The 26,449-nt window shown below is 31.4% G+C and carries 29 protein-coding genes and 1 pseudogene; 15 read left to right on the top strand and 15 right to left on the bottom strand.

The features are described from left to right. Positions 1-162 precede the first annotated feature (162 nt). A complete protein-coding gene (gene dnaG / locus HNQ03_RS08105) occupies positions 163-2,091 on the top strand; it encodes a DNA primase (protein ID WP_173779172.1) in 1,929 nt (642 codons plus the stop codon). Between the two features lie 85 nt (positions 2,092-2,176). Continuing rightward, positions 2,177-2,881: an ATP-dependent Clp endopeptidase proteolytic subunit ClpP gene (gene clpP, locus HNQ03_RS08100; RefSeq protein WP_173779171.1), complete on the top strand. Its 705-nt coding sequence runs from the start codon at positions 2,177-2,179 to the stop codon at positions 2,879-2,881. Positions 2,882-2,962: 81 nt separating this feature from the next. On the opposite strand, the gene tpiA is transcribed toward clpP, so the two are convergent. The 4 genes from tpiA to HNQ03_RS08080 are packed head-to-tail and all read right to left on the bottom strand — an operon-like array spanning position 2,963 to position 5,782. Further along, the gene (gene tpiA / locus HNQ03_RS08095; RefSeq protein WP_173779170.1) at positions 2,963-3,721 is read right to left on the bottom strand and encodes a triose-phosphate isomerase; all 759 of its coding nucleotides are present in this window, start codon (positions 3,719-3,721) and stop codon (positions 2,963-2,965) included. A 34-nt stretch (positions 3,722-3,755) separates the two neighbouring features. Next, positions 3,756-4,106 carry a tellurite resistance TerB family protein gene (locus tag HNQ03_RS08090; protein ID WP_173779169.1) on the bottom strand — a complete coding sequence of 117 codons (351 nt, stop codon included), beginning with the start codon at positions 4,104-4,106 and terminating at the stop codon, positions 3,756-3,758. An 18-nt stretch (positions 4,107-4,124) separates the two neighbouring features. Then, the gene (locus tag HNQ03_RS08085; RefSeq protein WP_173779168.1) at positions 4,125-5,213 is read right to left on the bottom strand and encodes a BT_3928 family protein; all 1,089 of its coding nucleotides are present in this window, start codon (positions 5,211-5,213) and stop codon (positions 4,125-4,127) included. A gap of 2 nt (positions 5,214-5,215) precedes the next feature. After that, positions 5,216-5,782 (bottom strand): DUF1599 domain-containing protein, encoded by a 567-nt coding sequence (locus tag HNQ03_RS08080; protein ID WP_173779167.1) that lies wholly within the window; start codon positions 5,780-5,782, stop codon positions 5,216-5,218. Between the two features lie 131 nt (positions 5,783-5,913). On the opposite strand from HNQ03_RS08080, the gene folP reads away from it, so the two are divergent. Beyond that, positions 5,914-6,756 (top strand): dihydropteroate synthase, encoded by an 843-nt coding sequence (gene folP, locus HNQ03_RS08075; protein ID WP_226927464.1) that lies wholly within the window; start codon positions 5,914-5,916, stop codon positions 6,754-6,756. A 175-nt stretch (positions 6,757-6,931) separates the two neighbouring features. Here folP and HNQ03_RS08070 read toward each other — a convergent pair whose 3' ends face one another. The 3 genes from HNQ03_RS08070 to HNQ03_RS08060 all read right to left on the bottom strand — a co-directional run bounded on the left by HNQ03_RS08070 (position 6,932) and on the right by HNQ03_RS08060 (position 10,106). Further along, positions 6,932-7,210, bottom strand: a complete 279-nt coding sequence (locus tag HNQ03_RS08070; protein ID WP_173779166.1) for a hypothetical protein — start codon at positions 7,208-7,210, stop codon at positions 6,932-6,934. A gap of 55 nt (positions 7,211-7,265) precedes the next feature. Beyond that, positions 7,266-7,499, bottom strand: coding sequence for a hypothetical protein (locus HNQ03_RS08065; protein ID WP_173779165.1), 234 nt, complete (start codon positions 7,497-7,499; stop codon positions 7,266-7,268). Between the two features lie 171 nt (positions 7,500-7,670). Continuing rightward, positions 7,671-10,106 carry a DUF5686 family protein gene (locus HNQ03_RS08060; protein WP_173779164.1) on the bottom strand — a complete coding sequence of 812 codons (2,436 nt, stop codon included), beginning with the start codon at positions 10,104-10,106 and terminating at the stop codon, positions 7,671-7,673. Between the two features lie 119 nt (positions 10,107-10,225). Between HNQ03_RS08060 and HNQ03_RS08055 the strand changes: the two genes are divergently transcribed. Continuing rightward, complete coding sequence (locus HNQ03_RS08055; protein WP_173779163.1) at positions 10,226-10,669, top strand: SlyB protein; 444 nt, start codon at positions 10,226-10,228, stop codon at positions 10,667-10,669. A 72-nt stretch (positions 10,670-10,741) separates the two neighbouring features. Then, complete coding sequence (locus tag HNQ03_RS08050) at positions 10,742-11,209, top strand: SlyB protein (RefSeq protein ID WP_173779162.1); 468 nt, start codon at positions 10,742-10,744, stop codon at positions 11,207-11,209. A gap of 57 nt (positions 11,210-11,266) precedes the next feature. On the opposite strand, the gene HNQ03_RS08045 is transcribed toward HNQ03_RS08050, so the two are convergent. Further along, entirely contained in the window at positions 11,267-12,502 is a 1,236-nt protein-coding gene (locus HNQ03_RS08045; protein WP_173779161.1) for a DUF2254 domain-containing protein, read from the bottom strand. Positions 12,503-13,054: 552 nt separating this feature from the next. Here HNQ03_RS08045 and atpB point away from each other — a divergent pair. The 7 genes from atpB to HNQ03_RS08010 all read left to right on the top strand — a co-directional run bounded on the left by atpB (position 13,055) and on the right by HNQ03_RS08010 (position 19,192). Continuing rightward, positions 13,055-14,158 (top strand): F0F1 ATP synthase subunit A, encoded by a 1,104-nt coding sequence (gene atpB / locus HNQ03_RS08040; protein ID WP_173779160.1) that lies wholly within the window; start codon positions 13,055-13,057, stop codon positions 14,156-14,158. A 108-nt stretch (positions 14,159-14,266) separates the two neighbouring features. Then, positions 14,267-14,467, top strand: a complete 201-nt coding sequence (gene atpE / locus HNQ03_RS08035) for an ATP synthase F0 subunit C (protein WP_173779159.1) — start codon at positions 14,267-14,269, stop codon at positions 14,465-14,467. 100 nt (positions 14,468-14,567) lie between these two features. Continuing rightward, positions 14,568-15,068 (top strand): F0F1 ATP synthase subunit B, encoded by a 501-nt coding sequence (locus HNQ03_RS08030; protein WP_173779158.1) that lies wholly within the window; start codon positions 14,568-14,570, stop codon positions 15,066-15,068. After that, positions 15,068-15,607 (top strand): ATP synthase F1 subunit delta, encoded by a 540-nt coding sequence (atpH, locus tag HNQ03_RS08025; RefSeq protein ID WP_173779157.1) that lies wholly within the window; start codon positions 15,068-15,070, stop codon positions 15,605-15,607. The genes HNQ03_RS08030 and atpH overlap by 1 nt, the downstream gene beginning before the upstream one ends. A gap of 38 nt (positions 15,608-15,645) precedes the next feature. Further along, on the top strand, positions 15,646-17,226 hold the full coding sequence (gene atpA, locus HNQ03_RS08020; protein ID WP_173779156.1) for a F0F1 ATP synthase subunit alpha: 1,581 nt from the start codon (positions 15,646-15,648) through the stop codon (positions 17,224-17,226). Between the two features lie 67 nt (positions 17,227-17,293). Beyond that, positions 17,294-18,154, top strand: coding sequence for an ATP synthase F1 subunit gamma (atpG, locus tag HNQ03_RS08015; protein WP_173779155.1), 861 nt, complete (start codon positions 17,294-17,296; stop codon positions 18,152-18,154). Between the two features lie 153 nt (positions 18,155-18,307). After that, a complete protein-coding gene (locus HNQ03_RS08010) occupies positions 18,308-19,192 on the top strand; it encodes a T9SS type A sorting domain-containing protein (RefSeq protein WP_173779154.1) in 885 nt (294 codons plus the stop codon). A 437-nt stretch (positions 19,193-19,629) separates the two neighbouring features. Here HNQ03_RS08010 and HNQ03_RS08005 read toward each other — a convergent pair whose 3' ends face one another. The 4 genes from HNQ03_RS08005 to HNQ03_RS07990 all read right to left on the bottom strand — a co-directional run bounded on the left by HNQ03_RS08005 (position 19,630) and on the right by HNQ03_RS07990 (position 22,015). After that, complete coding sequence (locus HNQ03_RS08005; protein ID WP_173779153.1) at positions 19,630-20,034, bottom strand: hypothetical protein; 405 nt, start codon at positions 20,032-20,034, stop codon at positions 19,630-19,632. Between the two features lie 21 nt (positions 20,035-20,055). Further along, positions 20,056-20,631 (bottom strand): Crp/Fnr family transcriptional regulator, encoded by a 576-nt coding sequence (locus HNQ03_RS08000; RefSeq protein WP_173779152.1) that lies wholly within the window; start codon positions 20,629-20,631, stop codon positions 20,056-20,058. Next, positions 20,632-21,294 carry a 3,4-dihydroxy-2-butanone-4-phosphate synthase gene (gene ribB / locus HNQ03_RS07995; protein WP_173779151.1) on the bottom strand — a complete coding sequence of 221 codons (663 nt, stop codon included), beginning with the start codon at positions 21,292-21,294 and terminating at the stop codon, positions 20,632-20,634. It lies immediately after the preceding gene. A 208-nt stretch (positions 21,295-21,502) separates the two neighbouring features. Beyond that, positions 21,503-22,015 (bottom strand): VOC family protein, encoded by a 513-nt coding sequence (locus tag HNQ03_RS07990; protein ID WP_173779150.1) that lies wholly within the window; start codon positions 22,013-22,015, stop codon positions 21,503-21,505. Positions 22,016-22,172: 157 nt separating this feature from the next. Here HNQ03_RS07990 and HNQ03_RS07985 point away from each other — a divergent pair, with 157 nt between their 5' ends. Continuing rightward, positions 22,173-22,448 (top strand): winged helix-turn-helix transcriptional regulator, encoded by a 276-nt coding sequence (locus HNQ03_RS07985; RefSeq protein WP_173779231.1) that lies wholly within the window; start codon positions 22,173-22,175, stop codon positions 22,446-22,448. A 169-nt stretch (positions 22,449-22,617) separates the two neighbouring features. Here HNQ03_RS07985 and HNQ03_RS07980 read toward each other — a convergent pair whose 3' ends face one another. Both HNQ03_RS07980 and HNQ03_RS07975 read right to left on the bottom strand, forming a co-directional pair. Further along, a complete protein-coding gene (locus HNQ03_RS07980; protein WP_173779149.1) occupies positions 22,618-24,066 on the bottom strand; it encodes an amidase in 1,449 nt (482 codons plus the stop codon). A gap of 65 nt (positions 24,067-24,131) precedes the next feature. Continuing rightward, positions 24,132-24,689 (bottom strand): Crp/Fnr family transcriptional regulator, encoded by a 558-nt coding sequence (locus HNQ03_RS07975; protein ID WP_173779148.1) that lies wholly within the window; start codon positions 24,687-24,689, stop codon positions 24,132-24,134. A gap of 9 nt (positions 24,690-24,698) precedes the next feature. Between HNQ03_RS07975 and HNQ03_RS07970 the strand changes: the two are divergent. Continuing rightward, positions 24,699-25,013 (top strand): annotated as a pseudogene (locus tag HNQ03_RS07970) (transposase); the annotation flags it as partial. Between the two features lie 244 nt (positions 25,014-25,257). On the opposite strand, the gene HNQ03_RS07965 reads toward HNQ03_RS07970, so the two are convergent. After that, positions 25,258-25,770, bottom strand: coding sequence for a hypothetical protein (locus HNQ03_RS07965; RefSeq protein ID WP_173779147.1), 513 nt, complete (start codon positions 25,768-25,770; stop codon positions 25,258-25,260). Between the two features lie 129 nt (positions 25,771-25,899). Between HNQ03_RS07965 and HNQ03_RS07960 the strand changes: the two genes are divergently transcribed. After that, positions 25,900-26,094: a hypothetical protein gene (locus HNQ03_RS07960; protein WP_173779146.1), complete on the top strand. Its 195-nt coding sequence runs from the start codon at positions 25,900-25,902 to the stop codon at positions 26,092-26,094. Positions 26,095-26,449: the final 355 nt, after the last annotated feature.

Here is a 26,449-nt window from a genome sequence, read left to right as displayed (position 1 = left end):
AATTAAATGCTGATCTATTTATAAATTATTTTTTATTGATATAATTTTTTCCTTATTTAGTCTTAATGATAATCAATTCTTATAGATTTCAGATAAAAATAAATGTCTCAATATTAGCGTTACTTATTAAGCATTCAAAAACTTAATCCTTACTTTTGCAAAATGATTTCTAAAGATACTATTGATAAAATATTTTCTACCATTCGTGTAGAAGAAATCATTGGTGAATATGTACAATTAAAACGTGCAGGAACCAATTTTAAAGGTTTAAGTCCTTTTCACGACGAGAAATCACCGAGTTTTGTAGTTTCCCCAAGCAAACAAATCTGGAAAGATTTTTCTTCCGGAAAAGGTGGTACAGCGATAAGTTTTTTGATGGAAATTGAAAACTTTACCTATCCAGAAGCATTAAAACATGCAGCAAAAAAGTATGGAATAGAAATAGAGGAAACGATAGTCCAAATGACTGCAGAGCAAAAAGCGGCACAAACCGATAAAGAATTGCTCTACAAAATTCATGAAATTGCGAATGATTTTTACCAAAATCAACTTTTTAAAACCGAGGAAGGGAAATCTATTGGTTTGTCTTATTTTAAAGAAAGAGAACTTAGAAATGATACTATTGAAAAATTTCAACTAGGATATTCGCCAGAAAATAAGCATGCTTTTACAGATTTTGCAATTGATAAAGCTTACAAAAAAGAAATTTTAGAAAAATCTGGACTGTCTATATTCCCAGAAAATGCACCAAAAGGAATAGATCGTTTTCGGGGAAGAGTATTATTTCCTATACATAGTTTTTCGGGTAGAGTTTTAGGTTTTGGTGGTAGAATTTTAAATAATAATTTAAAAACTGCTAAATATCTCAATTCACCAGAAACGGATATTTACCATAAAAGTGATGTGCTTTATGGTTTGAATCAGAGTAAACAAGCTATTTCAAAATATAATCTTTGTCTTTTGGTTGAAGGTTATATGGATGTGGTTTCTTTGCATCAAAATGGAATAGAAAACGTGGTAGCTTCTTCTGGTACAGCACTTTCCATCAACCAGATTAAATTAATAAAAAGGCTTACAGAAAATGTAACAATACTTTTTGATGGAGATGCGGCAGGAATAAAAGCTAGTTTCCGGAGTATAGATTTATTGCTATCTCAAGGAATGAATATCCGGGTTTTGCTTTTTCCAGATGGAGAAGATCCTGATTCTTTTGCCAGAAAAAATCCGCAAGATTTTGTAAGAAATTTTATAGAAAAGGAGGCGAAAGATTTTATAGATTTCAAAGCGGAAGTACTTTTGAAAGAGGCAATTGCAGATCCTGTGAAAAAAGCGGAAGCAATACGGGATATTGTGAAATCTGTGGCTTTTGTTCAAAATGCTTTAAAACAAGAAGTATATCTAAAAGAAGTTGCCAAAAAATTTGAAATCAGCGAGCAAACTTTGTTCAATGAATTGGGAATTCAAAAACAAATAAAACAAAAAGAAGAACCACGAAAAAGTGTTGCCGAACCTGTGAAATTGCAGGTTGTACAGGATGTTGCTCCACAAATAAATCCGCTATTGGAATTGGAGGAGCAATTGGTACAATTGATTTTGAAGAATGGGGATATAGTTTTGCAAAGAACAGATGAAGAAAATAATCCTTATGAAATTACCGTTTTGGAAGAGATTATTGCGCATATTTCTGAAGATGATTATGAAGTAATTAACCCATTAAATAAAAAAATATTTGAAGATATAAAGGAAGGTTTGCAGAAAGAAGAACTCCGATCTGGCAACTTTTTTATGAGTTTGATGGACGAAGGAATTTCTGAAAAGGTGGCAAATGCTTTGATAGAACCCTATGAAAATAGTGATTGGGCAAAACATAATATCTACTTTCCAAATTTGAGCGATAGAATAGGAGAGGCAGTGAAGGAAACTATTATGAAGCATAAACGAGAGTATATTCAAAATATAATTCATACTTTAAAAGATGAACTTCTGGAAAAAGGAATTTCTGACGAACGAAAGATGGAAATTTACAAAACTGTGATAAAAATTACAGAATTACGAAAAGAAATTGCTTCTGAAATTTATAGGGTTTTATAATTTAAAATTTAATTATATTTACTGACAAATTGGCGATTTCTATAAAAAGGAATAGCTTTTGAAAACCTTAATACAAATAAATAAAATGGACATTAAAAAAGAATTTAGAGATTTTTCTACGAAACATATGGGGAATAATGGTTTGGTAACAGACCAATATATGGGAATGCACGTTCCTACCAATTTGACACCATACATCATGGAAGAAAGAAGGATGAACGTAGCTCAAATGGATGTTTTTTCCCGATTAATGATGGATAGAATTATATTTTTGGGTACAGGAATAGACGATCAGGTTGCAAATATCGTGACGGCACAATTGCTGTTTTTAGAAAGTTCTGATCCTTCAAAAGACATTCAAATCTACATCAATTCACCTGGTGGAAGCGTTTATGCAGGTTTGGGAATTTACGATACAATGCAAATCATCAAACCAGATGTTGCGACAATCTGTACAGGAATGGCAGCATCGATGGGTGCGGTTCTTTTGGTTGCGGGTAATAAAGGAAAACGTTCCGCTTTGAAACACTCACGTGTGATGATACACCAACCAAGTGGTGGAGCTCAAGGTGTTGCAACAGATATGGAGATTAATTTGCGAGAAATGTTGAAACTGAAAAAAGAATTGTACGACATTATTTCCGAACATTCTGGACAAGAATTTGATTGGGTAGAAAAAAATTCTGAAAGAGATTATTGGATGACTTCGTCTGAAGCAAAAGAATACGGAATGGTAGATGAAGTTTTGGAAAGAAAAAAAGAAGAGAAACTAGGAGAAGAAAAAAAATAAAATATAAAAATTTTTTATAAAAAAAAAGGTAAATGTTCAACGATCATTTACCTTTTTTTATTTTCTGGAAGTTTTTTAATCTTAATTAAAGCCTTCTATAATTTTAGAAAAATCGCCTATTTTCAAAGCAGCACCTCCTATTAAACCGCCGTCAATATCTGGTTTAGAAAAAATTTCTTTTGCATTATCTGGTTTCACGGATCCTCCATATAAAATGGAGATTTCATCTGCAACATCTTGTCCATATTTTGCAGCAATCAAACTTCGTATGTGTGCATGAATTTCCTGTGCTTGTTCTGGTGATGCAGTTTCGCCTGTTCCAATTGCCCAAACTGGTTCATAAGCAATTACTACTTTTTTTATTTCTTCGGCAGAGAGTGTAAAAAGTGCAACTTCAGTTTGATTTTTCACTACCTCAAAATGCTGTCCTGCTTTTCTTTGTTCTAAAGTTTCTCCGTTGCAGTAAATTGGAGTTAAACCTAAATCCAGTAGCATTTTCACTTTTCTGTTTGCGTGAGAATCTGTTTCTCCGTGGTATTGTCTTCTTTCGGAATGTGCAACTAAAGAGCCATTTGCAGAAATAGATTGCAGCATTTTTCCAGAAATTTCACCAGTATATGCACCACTTTCGAATTCGCTTACATCTTGGCTGAAAACGCCAATTGAACTACCATCTAGCAAATCTTTCGCCATCATTGTATAGATGGACGGAGGTGCAATATAGATTTCGCAATTAGATTTATTATTATTGGAATAAGACAGAAGTTGCGTCATCAATTGTTGCGCTTCTGTTAAATCCAGATTCATTTTCCAGTTTCCTGCTACGATATTTTTTCTCATTTTATTTTATTTAATTAATGTTTTTAAAAGAAAATTAATCCATTCCCCAAATAGATTTCAATTTTTTGTAATATTTGTGCTCCATATCATCTACTCGGTTGTCTGCTTTTATTAAGGATTTTGCAAATTTGATGAAACTTTTTCTTTCTTTTTCTTCAGAATCCTCTAAAAAACACTCTGCGTGAAAATTGAAATGATTTTCCCATTCATCCATATGCAAAGTTGCGATGGTATCCAATTCATCATCCAAATTCATTTTGAAAGGAAATTCATCTGTAAGATATTTTTGAATGTGCATTCCTTCTTCTGGCGCAAATTCGCCATCTACAGCAGATAGAATCATTAATAAATGATAACCAGCGATTGATTTATTTGATTTTTTCATGATATTATTTTTACTTTTTTATTTAATATAATCTTTTGCACTCAACTTTTGAACAATAATTCCATTTTTCAAAATTAAAATGAAGGGGTTGCTTCGTGCAATTGTTTTCATGGCTGTACCATCCATTTTTGCATTTGAAATGGTCTTAAAAGTTTTAGGTTTTGTAGAAATTCCCATGAGAATTGCGCCTTTGTTTTCCTTCATTTTCGCCTCTGCTTTTGCTATAATTTCTGCATCTGCTTCATCTGGCTTATAAGAAAAAATTAGAACAGCTTTTGGTGCTTTCAAGATTTGTTCTGTTGCATCCATCCCGTTTTCATCTTCTATTCTAAATTTTCCAATTTCAGATTTATAGCCTTGTTTTGTAAGTTTAGATTCATTTTTCCCTTCTACTATTTCCCAATCACTTCCTTCTTTCCAGTACTTTTCATCGTTTACATAATCATCTTGATTCACCACCAATTCTTCTTTAGTTTTTTTGTTGGTCATCATGTAAAACGTTTTGTACTCAGATGGATCTGCAAGTATTTTTTTATTTTCTTCGTTCAGATTTGTGCCTATTTTGTAATCTCTAAAATCAATCAAAGGTTCATGAAAAATTCCGTAATAACTTATTATTGTCATAATGGTGACAAAAATGAAAACCAAAAATAATTTAATTAAACTTTTTTCACTTTTAAAATTTTCTGCACTTCTACTGTATAAAATATAAACAAATATTAAAAGGAAAAGCAAAATCATATCCTTCCAGAAACTTTGCCATGGTGTGAATTTTATTGCATCACCAAAGCATCCACAATCGGTGACAACATTGTAAAAAGCTGAATAAAAAGTTAGAAATCCGAAGAAAATACATAAAGCTATTAAAGCCAAAATTGTATTTTTCAATTTAATTTTTAAAAGAAGCATAAGTCCTAAAAGCAATTCTAGTCCCACCACAAAAATTGCCAAAGGCAAGGCTAAATCTATCATAAAAGGAATATTGAAAACTGGTGGTTCAAAATATTCTTCTAGTTTGAAAGAAAATCCTACTAAATCTACTGTTTTCACAAAACCAGAGAGTATAAATAGGAAGCCTAAAAGTATTCTTAAAATTTTTTTCAGCATTTCTAATTCAATTTTTGTGTTTCTAATTCTCTCTGCTCCTCAAACTTTATTAAGCAAAATACTGCATAATTCAACATATCAAAATAGTTGGCAGAAATTCCTTCGGATACCAAAGTTTTGCCTTCGTTATCTTCTATCTGCTTGGTTCTCAATATTTTTTGATAAATTAAATCTGTGATAGATGTAATTCTCATATCTCGCCAAGCTTCGCCATAATCATGGTTTTTGTTTTCCATCAAGGTTTTTGCTGCGGAAGAAAATTCTTTGTACCAATCAATAATAACTTGTTTATCTTCATTCACATCATTTGCAAAGCCTTTTTCCAATTGCATCAATCCTATAATTGAATAATTAACAATTGCCACAAATTCATCTTCTTCGCTTTCATCTACTTTTTTATCTTCTGTCATCTGCAAAGTGCGAATTCTGCTTGCTTTTATAAACAATTGATCTGTAATCGAACTTGCACGCAAAACCCGAAATGCAGGACCATAATCTTGCAATTTTTTAGTGAATAAATCTTGACAGTGCTTTAGAATTTCGTCAAATTGGCGGGAAGTTTTTTGCATAAAATATCTTAACTTTTCAAATATACAATTTTTTGCAATTTTTACTTTCCTAGTTGCAATTTACTTTGCGTCTTAATTAATTTCTTTTTTCCTTTGTATAAATCTTCGCGACTTTGCGAGAAATAAAAAAAATGCAAAATACAATCAATATTCGAGGGAAATTATTAAATCTTTCTACACCAAAAGTGATGGGAATTCTCAACGTTACGCCAGATTCTTTTTCAGATGGTGGAAAATTCAATAATGAAAAAAATGCGCTTCTTCAAGTAGAGAAAATGATAGCAGAAGGTGCAGATATCCTTGATGTTGGCGCACAATCTACCAAACCAAATGCGCAAAAAATTTCTGCAAAAGAAGAAATTGTAAGATTTGGCAAAATAATTTCACAAATAAAAAAGGAATTTCCCGAAAGCATTATTTCGTTGGATACTTTCTATTCGGAAGTGGTAAAATTTGGTTTTGATGAAGGAATTGATATCGTAAATGATATTTCTGCGGGACAATATGATGAAAATTTACTGAAAACAGTTGCGGAAACTGGACTTCCCTATATTTTGATGCACTCCAATTCTGCTTACGAAATCATGCATGAAAAGCAAATTGACAATGACATTATTCTGGAAATAAATAAATTTTTCTCGGCAAAAATTTTAGAATTAAATCAATTTGGAATAGTAGATATCATTGCAGATCCTGGTTTTGGATTTGGAAAAACAATTGATCAACAATTTCAAATGTTAGATGAATTGCAACATATTGCTTTCGAAAAACTTCCCATTTTGGTAGGTATTTCTCGGAAGTCTTTTATTTATAAATCTTTGGGAAAAACGCCTTTAGAAATAGGAGAGGAGACAGACAAGTTGCACCTAAAAGCATTGGAAAAAGGCGCTAGAATTTTGAGAGTACATGATGTGAAAAATGCGAAAAGAACAATCTTTGAATATTCTGATAATGTACAGGATACTGTTTTATGACTTTAACTCCAAGTTCTGAACTTTTCCAAATTTGTATTTCATAAAAATCATCATCCGTATCTTGTTGTAAATCAGTTTCTTTCACAGATGCGAAATTTGAACCTAAAATTCTAATTCTATAATTTCCATTTTCGACCTTGTATTTTTTTTCTAAATTATTAGGCCAAGATAAAATTTAAATTTGACCAGAACTTATTTTAATATTTCCTTCAACGATATGATCGTAATTTAAAATATTCGTAATTTTTGGTTCATTTTCATAAAACTGAACGTTTCCAGAAACATTTCCATAAGTTTGAGTAAAAATTATCATTTCGTCTAGATTACAAAATAGGCGATTTTTTATTACATCTTCTGAAAAATTATAAGAATTAGCATCAGATTTAGCATTTCCGTCACTAATATAAAATTGATTATAAAATGAAATGAATGAAAATTTCTCTGGTAATTTCATAGGCAAATGATTTGTTCAAGAAATTGATAAAAAGAGAATTAAAATATAAAATATTTTAGTTCGCTTCCAATTTCTCCGCATATTCTTTGGCGAAAATTTTCTGGTCATCTTGCAGTTTTTCTATATTGGTGGGAAGTCTGTAGTTGAACAATATCTCTTCTTTCTCATTAAAAAAAACTAATTCTTGCTCTTCTTCGCCAATCATTTGGGCGAAAATTTCCCACATGGATGTGTCTTTCATTTTCAAAAGTTCGAAGAAGGGTTCGGCTTTTATTTGGATGGTTTTCATGTTCTAATATTAATAAATTTTGAAATTTGCGATGGTCTGCAAAAGCGATAGGAACGGCATCCTTTTTCTTGTGAGGTACGAGCAAGAAAAAGATATAGTGGATAGCGCGATCACAATTCTAATTTTTTTTGTCTTCAAAAAATTTTAGAATTGTGATTTGCCATAAAATTGCTAGAAACCTAGTACTTTTAATTTTAATTGGATACCAATATTATCTGAAAATTTTGGTGTTTGGTAATATCCAACTCTGTAGAATAATCCTAAATTGAACCTGCTAGAAAGGAAATGTTCCCAATCTAAACCAATTTCTTGATAAAGATGATCTATTTTTTTGAATTCAAATTGGTGGTCTTGCATATCTTCCATATTACCAATAATGCTTCTGTGGATAACGCTAAAACTAGAAATACGTTTTCCATTGGTGCGGAAAAACCACGGAATTTGGTGCGCAAAATACTGACCAACAAATTCGCTGTTGTAATATTGACCTCCTTTCATGGTAGCAAAACCGATGTATGAGGCAAGATTTGCGTTTATTTTTCCATTCCCTGCTAATCCGTTCATGGTGAAATGTTGCCAAATAGGCGCGTCTCCAAATAATTTTCCGGCGTACAATCTGTTGCTGGTTACACCAAATTTTGTTTTGAAAACGTGGTTCATCAAAATATCTGCTCTCGTGTAGTTGTAATCTCCACCCAAACTTTCCAAACCTTGCTCTACATTTAAATAGAAATCTGGGAATTTTTTCTCCGTTGTGTATTTTCCTTCTGGCGTCATAATATTACGAGAAAATGGTGCGTATTTTAAAGAAAATTTTAGGTTTACATTTTCAAATTGATTTCCTCTGTTTGCATAATTATAGGCGAAAAGTGCTTCTTCTTCTTGGTAAGTTGCGCCCAATTTTGCAGTAAGACTGTTGGATAAATCTCTTTCGAAAGAAAAAGAACCTCCTTTTAAGCTGTAGAATCTATCGTTTTTTAAATTGACACCAGAATTGGAAAGCACCATAAAGAAATCCCAAAAAGTTTCGTTAAATCTCCCAGCAGTTTTTACATCATTAAAATATTCTGCACGAAAAAAAGAAGATTTCTCTAAGCTTGTTTTGAAATCTACGCCAAGACCATATTTAAAATCTCCATCTTTGAAACCATACGCAATATATGCATCTGGTGAAATATATTTATTAAACTCTTCGTTCAATTTCACGTTGATGCCAAGTCTTAAACCTTCGTACTGGTTGTAGCCAATTACATTTGCTAGATTAAAATTGTATTGCTTGTACCGAAGATTACCGTGTAAAAGTCCGCTTAAAATTGCGGCTTTACTTTGCATATTGTATTTGTCTCCAAGACTATCAATCACCACATATGTATCTGATTCTCTATCTGTAAGCTCTTCTGTTCTGTATTTTTCTAGTAAAGATCCATCTGAATTTTTTACTGAGTAGGTGTATCCTTTATAATCTTTAGAATCTTGATCCTCATTCGTTTTAATGTCAAAATATTTAGATTTTATAAAACCATACAGTTGAAATTCATCTTCGCTTTTTTTCTTTTTTTCTTTTTCATCCTTCGGATTTTTATCTTTTTCTTGGCTAGCATTTAAATCTATACTTCCAAATTTTACGCGAACAGTTTCATTATCCAAAAACCATTTTCCATCTATTAGTTGCCATTCGCTATTTCTAGCACCATCAGAAGCTATTTTTCTTACGTTAGAAATTTGTTTGATGCCATACGTTGCTTTATCTATATAGATGAAGCCGCTGTATTTATTTTTTTTCAATTTATTTTTCTGCAATACATCTCGGAAAGATATTTTGTAAGTTTCTCTACCATCTATCATCAAGCTATCTGTAAGGTAATAGCGATATAAATCTCTGTTTTCCAATTGCACTTGCTTTGGCATTTTATTTTTATCATTTTGCAATGCAAGCAACTCATAGATTGGTTTTGGTAATCCAGAAATTTTCGTATCCAATACATTTATTTTTTCGCCATATTTTTTTGAATAAAGAAACTCTTGTGCACGCTCCCAAAGAAAAAGTTTACTTTTTGGGAAGATATCCGCAATATCTGTTGCCGTATCAGAAACTTTTTTTGTGGATTCTTTCTTCTTTTTTAGGTCGTTTTGTTCTTTTTTATATAAAGATTGTTCATAGTTTGCGATGCTATCTTCATCAATATCCATAGAGAATTTTTCGTAGGATTTGAATGTGTAGGAATCTAAACTTCTAGGGGAGTTTGTTTTGAATAAATCTTGAACTTTTGTTAAAATAGCCAAAGCTTTTGGATCGCTTTCGTCTTTTATAATCACAGTTTCTATAGATTGTAGTTTATCTTCTTTTTTAGAAAGATTGACGAGCATATTTTTTTCTACCAAAACTACTTCAGAATAGTAGCCTTCTAAAGAGATTGATAAGCTATTGCATTTGCTCTTCGTTTCAAACTGTCCGTTGGTATTTGTTTTTCCTAAAATTTGTTCTTTACATTTTATTGTAACGCCAGGCAAAGGTTTGCCATTTTCTGCGTTATTCACTACTATAATAGATTGTGCAAAATTCAAACTAAATATAATTAAACCTAAAAAAAGTAATAATTTTCTCATAAATATTGGTGGATTTCTAATAAAATAAATCGTTTGCAAATGTACGATTAAATTGAAAAGTTTAGATTGGTATGATATTTTTATGTTACATAATTACAATTAAAATTTAATAACTTTATATGAACAAATTTACTATTACCGCAGTTTTATTTCTATCCATCTTTTTAATTTCTTGCGGATCAAAATCACCAGAATTGCAAAAGCTTGAAGCCAGACAAGAAGTTTTAAAAGAAAACAAAAAATTAAACGACCTGAAAATTGAACTCGAAAAGGAGAAGCAGAACCAAATAGAGTTGCAAGCTGATGCAGAAAAATTAAATGAAAAAGCAAATAATCAAACGTCAACTTTTTCCCCAGATTCTAGTCCAAAAGATATTGCAAATAGCGCAAGCGATGCCGCAAAAGCTTTTAAAAATGCAGAAAAAGCAAATGGAAAACTATCTGATAGCAACAAAAAGATAGAGAAACTTCAAAATAAAATTGATGATGTGCAACGTGATATAGATAATCTTGAAAGAAAAATAGAGTTTGTAGATCCTAATATAGCAGAAGAAAAATCTTAAGCGTTAGTGAAATTATTTTCAATTATTTCCGTAAATTTGTTTTATAAATTTTTATAAATTCAAACAAACAAAATGATTAGAAAAATTGTATTCTCTTTTATTTTAATATCTACCACAGCTGTTTTTTCTACTGCGAATGCGCAAAAAACAATGGAAGATTTGAAAGCTCACAAAGAGGTTTTGAAATTAAACACCAAACTGAATAATCTAAAAATTGATCTTAAAAAAGAGCAAAATGACAATGCTAAATATTCGGCAGATATAGAAACTTATAATACCGATGTTGGAAATTCTAATGATAAATTTTCTAATTCTGAAAATCCCAAAGATGCAGCAAGAAGTGCGAAAAAAGCAGCAAAGAAGTTGAAGAATGCACAAAATGCAAACGAAAAGTTGATAAAAAGCAATAGAAAAATAGAAGACATCCAAAGAGATATAGAGAAAATGGAAGCCAAAATTGAAAAATTAGATCATCATATAGAGTTTGATGAGGAAAAAAGTACAAATCAAAACCCAGTTCAAGATGAAGCTGTAGATTAAAACCTATTTTAGTTTTTGATACAATTTAAACCGCAGATTTGCGGTTTTTTTTTGCAGCTAATTATTTTTTTTAATATCTTTTTCTATTAATGTAAGAAAATTCTGTAAACAATTTGTTGATTCCTGATTTTTTGAAATTAATAATAAATTTTTCGTACAATTTAACATTGCATTTTGAATCTGCAAATCTTCTTTGCCGTAGTGCCAAATTGGATGCACACAGATTGTAAACATGTCAGAAAAATTTGAATCTGGAAGATAAATTCTCGTTATATCATCTTCATCATAGAAATGAGTTTTGCAAAAATTATCTAATTTATATCCTAATAAATCTGATAGCGCATTCAAAGATATTATCGCCGTTGCAGGATCGTTTATTCCCGGACTTAGGGCTTTCAAAGCAACTTCTGTAAGTTGAGTGAATCCAAATTTCGAGTTTTTTTCAATAGGTTGTCCGCTATAGAAATTAATGGAATCAACTATTTCTTTTTTCAAATCTTTATCAATTTCGGAAGTGCCAAATATTGTTAGATAATCCATTCCATTGAGAAAAAAGTAACCTTTTTCCTGCAAAAATTCAAAATGAAAATTATGTTTTTTGGCAATTTTAATTAAGCTCGCAATTTGGAAATCTTGAAAATAATCTGATCTTTCTGTTTTTAATGAAACTGAATTTTTATTTGACCAAAATTTTGAAATTGATTGATCAATTGTGCATTCTTTTACCAAATTTTCTTTTGTCTTTTTCCAAACACGATTGATTACGGTCTCGTATTTCACTGTTTGAGTTACATAATTTAAAAAATAAATAAAGAGAAAAATATCAATAACCGTAAGTAAAATGAGAAGGTAGATGCTTAAAACAGGAATGTAAATTCCGTTCGAGGTATCTTTTATAGTCGTTAATAAAAATAGAGAATATACAATTGTACCAATATAAAACCCAAGTATTATTTGCTGGAATCTATTAGCAATCATGCTATTCAAAACCCGGTTGCTCATATGAGATGCAGCTTGGTTGAGCACAATCATCACCATAGAGAAACTAAAAACTGTGAGAGAAATAATAGCGCCAGCTATGGTAGAAATAATAGATCTTGCTGTATTTGCATCTGCGATAGCAATCCAATCTGTATTTGATTTTATTTTTTTTCCAAAATCTGAAAAATCTAAATATAACATTGCATAAGAAAGGATCAAGAATGCGATTGCAATTATTGCAGGATAAAAAGCGATGCTTTTGGTTATTTTTTCAGCATTAATACTGAACCATTTTTTGATAGATGTAATCATTAAATAAATTAAAAAAGTAAATTACAAAAAAAAATACAACTTCAAATATTTTGATCATTAGAATTATATAATTTGAGCTGATATTCTATCTTTGCAAAATATTGAAATTTAAAATTAATGAAATTAAAAAAAACAACCTTATATATAGTACTTTATATTTTGCTTGTCATACTGCACTTTGGAGTCTGGAAATTATGGGTGAATGATTTTGCAGAACTTTTTTTTAAATATTATCTGTTTTTAAGTTTCATTTTTATATTTGTAATAGGAAATCTCATCATATTTAAGAAGGTTTTTCCGGGTTATACTGGTTTCGTTTTTATGGGATTGTTACTTTTTAAATTAATGATTATGTTTTTGATAATGCAAAAATTTCAATTGTCTATTGTACCGTATTATAAAATACACTTTGTATTGCCATATTTACTAAGTTTATTGTTAGAAACGCTATTTGCTATTCAACTCATAAAAGATGAAAAAAATCAGTGATTCTATTTTTGGGAAATTGAAATTTTTAAACTACTTTTGCACAACCAAAAATAAGATACATCCATGCTAAAAAGATTAGTACTTTTAATAGGTTTTTTGTCCTTTTTCACTTCGTATAATGCGCAGCATGAAGTTGTTTCTTCTAAAGAAACAAAAGAAGCTGTTGCTACAGAAGGACTTTCTGAACAAGAACAAATAAAAGAAGAAAATCAGGAGTACATCAAGCATCACTTACTAGATTCTCACAGTTTCAATATTTTAAAAACCAAAGATGGTCATCATTGGGGTTTTCCACTTCCCGTAATTTTTTACGATGAAGCAAATGGAGTGCATACCATGATGAGTTCGGATTTGCATGAAGGTGGACATCCTAAAGAAAGTAAAGGTGCATACTATACTTTGGTGCACGAAAAAATTGTAAAAACTAATGAAGCAGGAGAAATTGCTTATGACAAAGATGGTCATGTAACCAACAAAGTTTTAGATTTTTCTATCACCAAAGGAGTTTTAATGATTATCATCACAGCCTTATTGATGTTGTGGATGTTTGGCTCTATGGCTAGAAGTTATAAAAAATCTTCTGTACCTACTGGAATTGCAAAATATTTGGAACCTGTAGTATTGTTCGTAAGAGACGATATCGCAATTCCTAATATCGGACCGAAATATAAGAAGTACATGAGTTATCTTTTAACTGTATTTTTCTTTATTCTGTTTTTAAATATTTTTGGATTAATGCCATTTGGGATAAATGTAACGGGTAACATCGCAATTACTGTATCTCTAGCTTTAGTTACTTTTGTTATTACGCAGTTTTCTGCAAACGGAAATTATTGGAAACATATTTTTTGGATGCCTGGAGTTCCAGTTTTAATGAAAATAGTAATGATGCCTATTGAAATATTGGGAGTTTTCATCAAACCTTTTGCATTGTTGATACGTCTTTTTGCAAACATGTCTGCAGGTCATATTGTAGTAATGAGTTTGATCGCTTTAATTTATTATTTCCAAAATATCATCGCAGGTGTTGCTTTTCCATTCCTTACGTTTGTGATATATTTGTTGGAAGTTTTGGTTGCATTTCTTCAAGCGTATATTTTTACAATGCTTACCGCGGTTTATTTCGGTATGGCTAATGAAGAGCACAAACATGAAGAGGCTCATTAATTAACAAGAAAGAAGAAAAAAAAATTTTTGAAGAAGTTTGATATTAATTATCAAGAATTCTTTATCAATTATTAAATAAAACAAAACTAATTTTTTAAATTATATATTATGAATGATTCAATGCCAAAAATTATCGGTGCAGGTTTAGTAGTTATCGGAACAGGTATCGGTATCGGAAAAATCGGTGCAGCTGCTTTGGAAGGTATGGCTAGACAACCAGAACAAGCTGGTAAACTACAAACAGCAATGCTTATTGCTGCAGCTCTTGTAGAAGGAGTTGCTTTTGCTGCTTTGTTTGCAGTAAACTAGTAAGTTTTCAAACAAAAAATATTGACCGGAAACGGTTGGTTTTTGGTCAATATTTTTTTATTTAATTTAAAAATTACAATTATTACATAAATTATATTTTATGGGAGAGTTAATCAGTCAGTTTTCATCAGGATTATTTTTTATCCAATTAGTTATATTCATCGTACTAATATTAGTATTGAAGAAATTTGCATGGAAGCCAATTTTGGATTCTGTGAATGAAAGAGAAGTGTCTATACAAGATGCTTTGAATCAAGCACAATTAGCTAGAAAAGAAATGGAAAGCTTGCAAGCAGAAAATCAACACATTATCCGCGAAGCGAAAGCAGAAAGAGATAGTATCTTGAAAGAAGCTAGAGAAATAAAAGATCAAATTGTTGCTGAAGCAAAAACTGCAGCGCAAGATGAAGGTAGCAAAATGATAGAACAAGCAAGACAATCTATCCAATCTGAAAAGGTAGCTGCAATGGCAGACATCAAAAAACAAATGGGAGATTTGTCTGTGAATATTGCAGAAGCTATATTAAGAGATAAATTAAATTCTTCTGAGGCGCAAAATGCTTTGGTACAAAATTTATTGAACAACACTAATTTCAACTAATGCTAATAACTAAAGTTGCTAAAAGATACGCGCAAGGATTATTAGATTTCACACAGGAATCTAATTCTACTGCGACCATGCTTTCAGAAATGAAGGATGTGGTAAACATTATGCAAAAATCTGACGAATTGAATCGATTTTTTGCGACACCATTTATAGATGGTCGTCAGAAAATTGCAACAGCGAAGGAAATATTTAAAAGTTTGTCACCTACTGCACAAAATTTAATCACATTGGTCATTCGCCAAGGTAGAGAAAAGCATTTGCAAGGTATTGCTCAACAATACATCAATAGAGTAGAAGATATGCAAGGTGTGCAAAGAATTACTTTGACTACTGCTACAGAACTTTCTTATCAAACGATTGAGCAGATTTTTAAAGCAACAAGCTTGGTAAATTTGAATAATAAGTTTGATTTGAAAACTATTATTAATCCAGAGATTTTAGGTGGTTACATCATCAGAGTTGGTGATCAGCAAGTAGATGCATCTATCAAAACAAAATTGACTAACGTAAGAAAGAATTTTCATCTTAATTAATTTTAAGTTGAATTAATTATATAAAAAACAACCAGAAAATGGCAGAAATAAATCCAGCGGAAGTATCCGCAATATTAAAACAGCAATTAGCTAATTTTGATACCCAATCTAACGTAGAAGAAGTAGGAACAGTACTTCAAGTTGGAGATGGTATTGCTCGTGTTTATGGTTTAGAAAACGTACAATACGGAGAATTGGTAAAATTTGCAGGTGGAGTAGAAGGTATCGTACTGAATCTTGAAGAAGATAATGTTGGTGTTGCACTTCTTGGAAATTCAAAATTTGTAAAAGAAGGAGATATCGTAAACAGAACTCGTAGAATTTCTTCCATCAATGTTGGAGAAGGAATGCTAGGTAGAGTTGTAGATACTTTAGGAAATCCTATCGATGGAAAAGGTCCAATACAAGGTGAAACTTACGAATTGCCTTTGGAAAGAAAAGCTCCAGGAGTTATTTTTCGTCAGCCAGTTACAGAACCACTTCAAACTGGTATTGTGGCGATAGATTCCATGATTCCTGTTGGAAGAGGACAAAGAGAATTAATCATTGGTGACCGTCAAACTGGTAAAACAGTTGTTGCTATTGATACAATTCTAAATCAAAAAGAATTTTACGATGCAGGACAACCTGTATATTGTATATATGTTGCAATTGGGCAAAAAGGATCTACCGTTGCTCAAATTGTAAAAACGTTAGAAGATAAAGGAGCAATGGCTTATACTGTTGTAGTTGCTGCAAATGCTTCTGATCCTACGCCAATGCAAGTATATGCTCCAATGGCAGGTGCTACAATTGGTGAGTTTTTCCGTGATACTGGTAGACCAGCATTAATTATTTATGACGATTTATCTAAACAAGCTGTTGCTTATAGAGAATTATCTTTGCTATTAAGAAGACCACCAGGTCGTGAAGCTTATCCAGGAGATGTATTTTACTTACACTCCAGACTTTTAGAAAGAGCTGCAAAAATCATTAATGATGATACAATTGCTTCTCAAATGAATGATCTTCCGGCATCTTTGAAACCAATGGTAAAAGGTGGTGGATCTCTTACTGCACTTCCGATTATTGAAACGCAAGCAGGAGATGTATCTGCATATATCCCAACCAACGTAATTTCTATTACAGATGGTCAGATATTTTTGGAGACAGATTTATTTAATTCAGGTGTTCGTCCGGCAATTAACGTAGGTATTTCTGTATCTCGTGTTGGTGGAAATGCACAAATTAAATCTATGAAAAAAGTATCTGGTACTTTAAAATTAGATCAAGCACAATATAAAGAACTAGAAGCTTTTGCGAAATTTGGATCTGATTTAGATGCAAGTACACTTTCTATCATTACAAAAGGAGAGAAAAACGTAGAAATTCTGAAGCAGCCAGTAAATTCACCTTTACCTGTTGAAGAACAAGTAGCAATGGTTTTTGTAGGTACAGAAAATCTTTTAAGAGATGTTCCTGTTGGTGATGTAAAAGGATTTATGAAAGATTTCGTAGGTTTCCTAAAATCTAAGCATCCAGAAACGATGGCAGCCATCAAATCTGGAAAAATAGATAAAGAAATAACCGATGTGTTGAAAGAAGCGGCAAAAGATTTGTCTTCAAAATACGCACATTAATTTTATCTAAAAAGATTTAATAATCAATCATCTATCAATCATCAGTTATCAATAACGATTTAAAATAATGGCAAACCTAAAAGAAATACGCGGAAGAATAACTTCTATTAGTTCTACAATGCAGATTACCAGTGCAATGAAGATGGTTTCTGCTGCAAAATTAAAAAAAGCGACCGATGCTATTACAATGCTTCGTCCATATTCTGAAAAATTGACAGAATTGATAGAAAATGTAAGCAGTGGAGCCAATCTAGAAGAAGTGGCAACTTATACTGTTGCAAGGGAGGTGAAGAAAGTTTTGTACGTTGTTATTACTTCAAATAGAGGTTTGGCTGGCGCATTTAATTCTTCAGTTATCAAGTTTGTTAATAATGATATTGCAGCTGGTGCAGATAGAAATATTGAAATTTTAAGTATTGGTAAAAAGGGTTTCGACGTTTTAAGAAAAACTAGAACTATTTCTGGCAACGAAAGTGATATTTATGATAATATGAGCTTCAATGCAGTGTCCAATATTTCTGAAAAGATAATGATGGATTATAGAGAAGGAGCTTATGATCAAGTTTTTGTTTTTTATAATAAGTTTGTAAACGCAGCGACGCAGGAAGTACAGAAAGAACAAGTTTTGCCTATTTCTCTTCCAGAAAAAACTAGCGGTGCAAATACAGATTATATTTTTGAACCAAGTAGTAAGGAAATTTTAGACAATCTTATTCCAAAAGCCATTAAAACACAGATTTATAAAGCTGTAATTGATAGTGTAGCTTCTGAACATGGAGCTAGAATGACGGCAATGCACAAAGCAACAGATAATGCACAAGATTTGAAAAATGACTTGGTTATTTTCTATAACAAAGCTAGACAAGCCGCCATTACAGGAGAAATTCTAGAAATAGTAGGTGGTGCGGAAGCGTTGAAAGATTCTTAAAATTTATTATTCAAATATTATAAAAGATTGCAATTTTGCAATCTTTTTTTATTTTAGGGTGTTTTTCCTGTATGTTTAAGGGTGTTTTTCCTGTATTTCTAAGTGCATTCTCATTATATATTTGTGGTATTAAAAACCAATAAATATATAATTATGAAAACTCTCAACTTTTTCGTCTTTTGCTTCTCACTAGCATTCGGATTTACAAACGCACAAACGTTTCAAAACACTACAGCTACAACTGATGCGATAGCAGAAACCAGAATTGGTGGATGTGGTTATAATGTTCAACCTGGTGTTCAAATGTCAGCAATTACAATACCGGTTACTGGTACAATTTCTGATGCTTCTAAAATTACTGTCAATGTTGCGTTAACTTCGAGTTGGCTTGGAGACGTAACTTTAGACCTCATCAGTCCTGAAGGACAAGCAATTACATTGATCCGTAGAATAGGTGCCACTTTGGTAACTTCTTGTGGTGACTCTTCAGATTTTGTTGCGGCAAATATTTTAGGGTTCAATTCTGCAAATACTACATTAATTGATGCAGCTGGAGCAGGACCTACAGTCGCGATTCCTTCTGGAAATTATGCTCCCACTTATGGAAATGCACCCTATCCAACTCATAATCCTGGTACTTTAGCAGCTTTTTTACAAGGCAAACAATTAGATGGTGATTGGAGATTAATTTTATACGATTATGGTACAGGAGAACCAAGCACAATTGCTTCTTGGCAAATCATCGTTGCAAACGGTGCATTGTTAAAAACTTCTAATCTAAACGCAACATTTGGTAGCGATATTTCGTTGAAACAGAATCCTGTAGAAGATTATTTACTTTTAGATATTAATTCAAAATTTAATAGTTTGTCGCTTGATATTTACGATGCTTCTGGAAAAATAGTAAAAAAAGAAAATATTTTGAAAAATGTAACAGATGTAAGAGTAAACGTTCAAACGCTTCCGGCCGGAATGTATCTTTTAAATCCAACAATGAATGGAGAAAAAATTCAGCCTATTAAGTTTATTAAAAAATAAAATTTTACTACTTAACAAAAAGCACCGCGCTCTTTCGGTGCTTATTTTTTAGAAACTATTTTATTTAATCTAATTGTGAGATGTAAAGTCTAGCTTTACAATTCTTCATTAATATACCTAAAGAACATTTTTTGTGGGCATAAATTACTTCTAGACAAGAAAAGGTACTTCCTATCAATCTTTAGTCAATTACTGCAACCTTTTTTTAGTTATTTTAATTAATTTAACCTCAATTTATAGCTTTAATAATTATCTGATGCAAGTTTGATGAGGAATTTTGTAAGCCCAATTTTAACCACAATAAATATTGGAAGATGTTCTACTATTTGTATTTTTCACGTTATATTTTAACGTTAAGATTAAATTAAACATAGAATAACCAACTTCAAAAACTTGTACAATTCGTAACCGACAATTTCTAAAATTTTCTTAAAACTCTAATAAACAACTTTTGATTTATTTTTTATTTTGCCTTCTATGAAAGGATAGAGATTGTATGTTGGATAAAATTCTGTTTTAAAAGCTTTCCAAGCCGTTTTTTCAAGTGCCAAATTCACAGCTCTCAATTTTGATGCTGGAAGTTCCAATACAACCATCTGACCAATTCCCATTACCACAAACCAATTAACAACGGATGTTCCTTCTGGTGGAAAATTTTCATAAAATCCTTGCTCTACTTTTATTTTTTCAATCTCATCTACATTCATAGTTTGATCATGTTTTAAAAAAATGGTCAAAAGTATCTTATCATCTTTATTTTCAGCGCCTGATTTTGCAGCATTAGATTGCGAATACGCGGTGCAGCTTAAAAATAATAGTGCGAGTAGAAGTAAATTTTTCATAGTGTAGGTTTATTTTTAGTATTAAATTTTAGATTTTAGCCTGCTTAAAGTTTCTTGTGATATATTAATATAGGAAGCTACGATTTTGTTTGGCAAACGCTTTACAATGTGTGGATTTATTTTAAACAATTGCTTGTAACGTTCGGCTGCATCTAAGGTTGTAAAGGAAATCAACCTTTTAGAATTATTCACGTAGGCTTTTTCTAGATAAATATTGTAAAAATCTTTCCACGCAGGAATGGTCTGCATCAAATGTCTGAAATCTTCGTGACTGATGTATAAAAGTTCACTATTTTCTATCACTTGAATTGTTTCTTGTGCAGGTTGATTCGTAATAAAACTTACCAATTCTGTCGCAAATTGATTTTCAAATGCAATATATCTGGTAATATCCTTCCCATTTTCATCGATATAAAACAATCTTAAACATCCTTTCTTTACAAAAAAACTCACTTGGCTGTTTTTTCCATTCGCCAATAAGATTTCATTCTTGGCCTTCTTTATTTCTTTAAAATAAGACAAAACAATCGCTAAATCTTCCTCTTTAATGTTGATATTTTTTTTAATAAAATTAGTGAGTTCAATATGATTTGTCATTTAGTTAAAGTCTCTCACAAATTTACGATAATGAATAATATCTTGTATGCTTAAAACGACCAAATCGTGCTCATTGGCAAATTGAATAATGGTGTCCATATTTGCCATTGTCCCATCGTCATTCATCACTTCACAAAGCACAGCTTCTGATGGCAAACCTGCTAATTTCATTAAATCTACACTGCCTTCCGTATGTCCTTTTCTTTCTAAAACGCCGTTGTTATTAGCTCTTAAAGGAAATATATGACCAGGACGAGATAAATCCGAACTCGTGGCATTTGCACGAATTGCAGTTTGAATGGTTGTTAATCTATCTTTTGCAGAAATTCCTGTAGTCACCCCATTTTTTGCTTCAATTGTGACAGTAAAAGGCGTTTGAAAACTGCTCGTATTTTCTTGTACCATATACGGTAATTCTAGAATATCCGCTTTTTCATTGCTTAAACACAAACATACAATACCACTGCATTTTCGAATCATCAAAGCCATTTGATTATTGGTCATATTGTGTGCAGAATAGATCAGATCGCCTTCGTTTTCTCTGTCTTCATCGTCCATCAAAATAATTCCTTTCCCATTTTGAAGATGCAGCAAAGCCTTTTCTAGACGTTTTTTACTTTCGAGATCTATTGTTTGCACTCTTTCTAATTCTGTAGCTACCATTTCTAATTTTATTTAAATTTTCTACTGCAAAACTAATCTTAACTATTTTTAAATTGTTTGACCTAAGTCAATAAATTAACCAATTTTAAAAAAATAGTTAAGATAAATTTTACTTTTAAGCTGTAGTTTTTAAATAGGAAATCTAATTTCATGGCAAAATATTGATGTTGTAAAATAAGATTTAATTAAAAATACCAACACTCAAAATTTATTTAGAATAGGCTCCAGAAGAATACGTTAATTCATAACTATGCGTATAGATTTCAAAAACAATTCCGAATGGATCTTCTACATAGCACATTTTGAAAGGCTTATCATTTGGATAATATTCTCTAATTGGCATTCTTTGCTTTCCTCCATATTGCACAATTTTCTCTATTAACTCTTCAATATTAGGATCTTGCACACAGAAATGGAAAAGACCAGTATTGAAAGGGTTGAATTCTGGCGCTTCTTTTACACCATTTGGAAAGCAAAACAACTCAACTCCAATTCCGTCTGATGTGGCTAAATGCGCAATTTCAAATTCCGTCCAATCTTCCCCAAACACATCAATGCACATTTTTCCAATGGCGGTTTCAGTTTCTTTTTTCACTGTAGATGGTTCCATAATGACGTACCATCCCATCACTTCTGAATAGAATTTCACTGCTTCCTTAATATTCGGAACAGTAATTCCAACATGCGAAAATGATTTTGGATAATTTTTATCTCTTTTCATATTTAATAATTTAGATTGCAAAAATATTCTATATTTGCATAATTGGCAATAACTTACCGAAAAGTATTATAGTTACTAAAAAGAGTAAAATACTGATTAATAATTATTTAAGTATAAAAATTTGGAAAAAGAAATCATCTGTCCGTTGAATTACGCTATGGGATTAATAGGAACGAAGTGGAAACCATTAATTTTATTTCATTTATTAGAAGGGGAATTACGATCTGGCGAATTACAAAAGAAAATTTTTAATATTTCTAATAAAATGTTTACGCAGACCGTAAGAGAATTAGAGAAAGATGGGCTTATTGTAAGAGAAGTTTTCCCTGTGGTACCGCCAAAAGTAGAATACAAACTTAGCAGCAAAGGCAAATCTCTAGAAAATATTTTAAGAAGTTTAGATGATTGGGGTTTGCATCAAATGGATAAATAAATAGTTTTGCGTGCTATTTTTTATAAATTTTCGTGGAATATTGGCAATTTAAATTAGGCGCGAACTCGTTGACCGAAATTTTTCGGTCAATATTAAATTTCTACAAAAATGTGAGCTTATCAATCGGATTTATTTGCAATCATTCTTTGTTATTGCTCTTGTTTGTATATTATAATTCTGGTTTTTCAAATCCATCAGTAAATTTTTCAAAATGATGAGCGATTTCTAGCAACTTTTTATCAGTCCATTTTTTGGAATGAATTTGAATTCCGACTGGCATTCCGTTTTTCTTTTTTGCAATAGGAATTACAACAATTGGATGACCTGAAAATGCAGTCGTAAAAGTAAAAGAAGCTATAGCTTTTGTGTAATCTACTTTTTTATTATTAACTAAAAAAGGTCTTCCTGCAGATTGATGTTTATAGGCTTCAAATGAACAAACAGGTGTAATCCAAATATCATAAATTGTTAAAAAAGAATTATAAATTTCAGAAAATTGATCTTTATAATCTATTGCTTTTGCATAATTGATGTTGGAGAGACGCTGTCCGAGAGCCATTCCTTTTGCCCACAAATAGTCTTTGTATTTTATACCAATAAATGCAAACATAAAACTTGCGAGCAACGGTACTTTGGGATTGTTTATTCCTATTTCAAATCCAATGATTTTACTGCATTCTACATAGGCTTTTTGTTCGTCATATTTTGGATGGTCAACACGTAAAGAATGATTTTCTTTCTTAATTTTGTTTATAAAATCTCTAAACAACTCTATATATTCTGCATCAACATCTGTGTCATTTATGGATTCGGAATAAGCAATATTTAATGACATTTTGTTCCACTTACTATCATTTAGTTTAATGGGTGGCAATTCTGGAAGTTCATATTTAGTATTATTGCCTAAAACTTCCATCATTAAAATAAGGTCTGTTACATTTTTTGCCAATGGACCGGGTGTGATAATGTGTCGTCGTCCTTGTGGTTTATTTTCAACTTTGAGGTGACCTCTATTCGAGAGAAAATTTTCCGATGGACGCAAACCACAAGTACCATTAAAATGAGCAGGAACTCTGATAGATCCTCCTGCATCAGCTCCTAATACTAATGGACTAAATCCGGAAGCGACAGAAGCTGCAGAACCACCAGAACTACCACCTGCAACTCTAGAAATATCGTAGGGATTATTGGTTTGTCCATTCCAAAAGTTGGTGCTTTGCCAATCTATACAATAAAGCGCAGTATTGGTTTTACCAATAATAATAGCACCCACATCTTTTAATCTTTTAACCAATTCTGCATCTTCTGTGGCAATATAATTTCTTAAAAAAGGATCTCCATTAGAGTTTTTTAATCCTTTTACTAGAAATCTATCTTTTATGGTTAATGGTAAACCATGCAGTAACCCCAGTTCTAGCCCATTTTCAATAGCTAAATCTTTTGCTCTTGCTTCTTCTAGAATTTCTTCTTTTTCCCTTAAATCTACAACTGCATTGATCTTAGGTTTATATTTTTCAATCTGATTTAAAAAACTGGTTACAGTTTCTACTACTGTTATTTTTTTATTTTTTATTTTCTTTACGATTTCTGTTGCACTTTCGAATACGATATCTTCCATTATTTTTTTTTCAAAGTTACTGTAGACTAAGCTTATTTCTCTTTGATAAATATCAAAATCGTATTTTATTTTTCCGCTCGTATTCTACTTAATATTTCTTGTGTAATACCTATATATGAAGCAATATGGCCGAGTTTTACTCTTTGTTGAAGGTTAGGAAATTTATATAGTAATTTTTCATACCGTTCTTTTGCAGAATGAAAAAGTAAATCTTCAATACGCTCTGCAATATCAATATAAATATTTTCTAAAAAAATACGGGCATATTTTTCGTAATGCGGCTTATCTTCTAACAATTTCTTCCAATCTTCGTATTGAATGTAAGACAAAGAAGTATCTTCTAATAACTCAATATTATACCGACTTTTTTTTCTTTGAATGAAACTGTCAATCGCTGTTATAGTTGTGTTTTCTATTGGAAAATGAGCGGTAATATCTTTATTATCTTTATAATAATATGCTCTTGCCAATCCTTTGTGAAGTATATAAAAATGATCGCAAACTGCTCCTTCGCAGTGCAATAGATGTTTGCTGGGCAATTTCTGAAAAGTCATTAATTTTCTAAAATCTTCAGAGAAATTTAAAGAGGTTTGATCAGATAAAATGGGATTGTTAAATATCAATTATTGTATTACCGAAAAGGTGGCGAAAAGAAGGAAATGACTTTGTCGAATGTAGAATTTATCCGCCGTTTTTCTATGCATATTTTGCCCAAAAGATTTGTAAGAATAAGGCATTACGGGATTTTGAGCAGTTCTTGGAAACGTGGCAAATTGCAAGATTTACAAGCATGTTTAAAAGTAGAAAAACCTGTTTTTGTAGCCAAAACATTGCTCAAAAAATGCCGGTGTTGCAAGGAGGGAAACCTAGTAACGCTCGCTATTTTCGGCAATAAAGGACCGCCAGAAAGATACCTTGGCGTATTTTCTACAATGTCTGCAAAATAATTTTGTGGGTAAGGGATTTTATGATTAAAAACTAAGAAAAAGCTTGTGATAGCTTCAAAAAATCTCACGTCAGAACCAAAAAAAAGCAGTTCTTCTAAAAAACTGCTTCGTATATCTAAATTCTAAAAACGATAACTCCATAGACTGCCAAAATACTGCTGAAAAGCCACCGAAGGTTCCGTTCAACGGGCTTTCATTTCTTGTCTTTCAGACAAAACGAAAGCTTAGTTATTATCTGCTGGTTTTATTGTTCACAAAAATCATAAATGCCATCTTTAGAAATAATGATATTATTTATTTTTCCTGTTTTGTAACTTATTTTTACAGTTTTTGAACTTATAATAGATTTTCCGCCAAGATTTTCATTAAACATTTGCGTTGGAATACTTGTTTTTTTTAGAATATACAATTTTGTATTATTGTCATTAAGCTCTGTGTTGTCATATTTGATATATTTTCCTTCCGAATATTTTTCGTTACAATTTAAATTCGTAACTTCAAAATTCACATCAACTTTACTTGGTTTAAACCCAGTTGTATTCACTGGAAGTTCACACACTAAAATTTGGGTGGCAGGATCATAAGAGTCTTTTTCCAAACCAAAATATTCTTCAATCTCGTTATTGCTCATATTGCTATAGACTTTGAATATAGCCTGATTACTTAAAATATTATTACTATTATAAATCATAAATATTTTTAAGATAACCCATAAACCAATTGCAATACAAATAATTGCGATAATAAATTTTTTCATAATTACTTTAAATTTGACATTTATTTGGATAAACTTGCAGATAACGTCAGTCTGTGAAAAAACCTTCGTTTATTATATTCAAAAATAGGGAAATAATTTGAATAATTCGCTTGTATTTTCGTATATTTAATGATGCAACATATCACTGGAATTGCCCGCAACCAAATGGTTTTTACGAGTTTAGAAGATCCAATCTCTCAGGATAATCCTGTTCGGTTTGTAGATGCTTTTGTGGAGAGTATGGATTTAAAAGCATTAGGTTTTAATTGCAAAATTAAAGAACTGGAAGTCGCCTTACAAAGCGATGTCTTCTTTTGTTATTAAAACGACTTATTTTAAGCCGGTTTTCGCTTATGTAAAAAATACATTATCAATTGCAGCCTAATAATTAGCCTGCTTAAAAACGCATTTATTGAGGTTTAAAAGGTTGATTAAATTGAATAATTAGGTGAAAATTGAGTTTTTTCACAGCCTGACGTGTCGCGGCTTGCAGAAGTGGCGAACTTCGTGACCGTTTATTTTCGGCTAAGATAAAATTTCTTGCGAAAGATAAACGTGAATTTACCACATATTTCGCCATTTTTGCAAACCGCTGTTGAACTAAACCTTCGGTAGCTTTTCCCGATTCGCTGTTTTGTTACCTTTGTTTTTATTAATTCAAAAATACAATTAAAATGGC

It is taken from the genome of Frigoriflavimonas asaccharolytica (assembly GCF_013294015.1).
In the GTDB taxonomy this organism is placed as follows: Bacteria; Bacteroidota; Bacteroidia; order Flavobacteriales; family Weeksellaceae; genus Frigoriflavimonas; species Frigoriflavimonas asaccharolytica.
Note: the sequence above shows the minus strand (reverse complement) of the source record. Positions and strands in the feature narration are given on the sequence as shown.

Coding starts and splice junctions, on each gene's coding strand:
- dnaG (WP_173779172.1), top strand. CDS start 163: ATGATTTCTAAAGATACTATTGATAAAATATTTTCTACCATTCGTGTA.
- clpP (WP_173779171.1), top strand. CDS start 2,177: ATGGACATTAAAAAAGAATTTAGAGATTTTTCTACGAAACATATGGGG.
- tpiA (WP_173779170.1), bottom strand. CDS start 3,721: ATGAGAAAAAATATCGTAGCAGGAAACTGGAAAATGAATCTGGATTTA.
- HNQ03_RS08090 (WP_173779169.1), bottom strand. CDS start 4,106: ATGAAAAAATCAAATAAATCAATCGCTGGTTATCATTTATTAATGATT.
- HNQ03_RS08085 (WP_173779168.1), bottom strand. CDS start 5,213: ATGCTGAAAAAAATTTTAAGAATACTTTTAGGCTTCCTATTTATACTC.
- HNQ03_RS08080 (WP_173779167.1), bottom strand. CDS start 5,782: ATGCAAAAAACTTCCCGCCAATTTGACGAAATTCTAAAGCACTGTCAA.
- folP (WP_226927464.1), top strand. CDS start 5,914: ATGCAAAATACAATCAATATTCGAGGGAAATTATTAAATCTTTCTACA.
- HNQ03_RS08070 (WP_173779166.1), bottom strand. CDS start 7,210: ATGAAATTACCAGAGAAATTTTCATTCATTTCATTTTATAATCAATTT.
- HNQ03_RS08065 (WP_173779165.1), bottom strand. CDS start 7,499: ATGAAAACCATCCAAATAAAAGCCGAACCCTTCTTCGAACTTTTGAAA.
- HNQ03_RS08060 (WP_173779164.1), bottom strand. CDS start 10,106: ATGAGAAAATTATTACTTTTTTTAGGTTTAATTATATTTAGTTTGAAT.
- HNQ03_RS08055 (WP_173779163.1), top strand. CDS start 10,226: ATGAACAAATTTACTATTACCGCAGTTTTATTTCTATCCATCTTTTTA.
- HNQ03_RS08050 (WP_173779162.1), top strand. CDS start 10,742: ATGATTAGAAAAATTGTATTCTCTTTTATTTTAATATCTACCACAGCT.
- HNQ03_RS08045 (WP_173779161.1), bottom strand. CDS start 12,502: ATGATTACATCTATCAAAAAATGGTTCAGTATTAATGCTGAAAAAATA.
- atpB (WP_173779160.1), top strand. CDS start 13,055: ATGCTAAAAAGATTAGTACTTTTAATAGGTTTTTTGTCCTTTTTCACT.
- atpE (WP_173779159.1), top strand. CDS start 14,267: ATGAATGATTCAATGCCAAAAATTATCGGTGCAGGTTTAGTAGTTATC.
- HNQ03_RS08030 (WP_173779158.1), top strand. CDS start 14,568: ATGGGAGAGTTAATCAGTCAGTTTTCATCAGGATTATTTTTTATCCAA.
- atpH (WP_173779157.1), top strand. CDS start 15,068: ATGCTAATAACTAAAGTTGCTAAAAGATACGCGCAAGGATTATTAGAT.
- atpA (WP_173779156.1), top strand. CDS start 15,646: ATGGCAGAAATAAATCCAGCGGAAGTATCCGCAATATTAAAACAGCAA.
- atpG (WP_173779155.1), top strand. CDS start 17,294: ATGGCAAACCTAAAAGAAATACGCGGAAGAATAACTTCTATTAGTTCT.
- HNQ03_RS08010 (WP_173779154.1), top strand. CDS start 18,308: ATGAAAACTCTCAACTTTTTCGTCTTTTGCTTCTCACTAGCATTCGGA.
- HNQ03_RS08005 (WP_173779153.1), bottom strand. CDS start 20,034: ATGAAAAATTTACTTCTACTCGCACTATTATTTTTAAGCTGCACCGCG.
- HNQ03_RS08000 (WP_173779152.1), bottom strand. CDS start 20,631: ATGACAAATCATATTGAACTCACTAATTTTATTAAAAAAAATATCAAC.
- ribB (WP_173779151.1), bottom strand. CDS start 21,294: ATGGTAGCTACAGAATTAGAAAGAGTGCAAACAATAGATCTCGAAAGT.
- HNQ03_RS07990 (WP_173779150.1), bottom strand. CDS start 22,015: ATGAAAAGAGATAAAAATTATCCAAAATCATTTTCGCATGTTGGAATT.
- HNQ03_RS07985 (WP_173779231.1), top strand. CDS start 22,173: ATGGGATTAATAGGAACGAAGTGGAAACCATTAATTTTATTTCATTTA.
- HNQ03_RS07980 (WP_173779149.1), bottom strand. CDS start 24,066: ATGGAAGATATCGTATTCGAAAGTGCAACAGAAATCGTAAAGAAAATA.
- HNQ03_RS07965 (WP_173779147.1), bottom strand. CDS start 25,770: ATGAAAAAATTTATTATCGCAATTATTTGTATTGCAATTGGTTTATGG.
- HNQ03_RS07960 (WP_173779146.1), top strand. CDS start 25,900: ATGATGCAACATATCACTGGAATTGCCCGCAACCAAATGGTTTTTACG.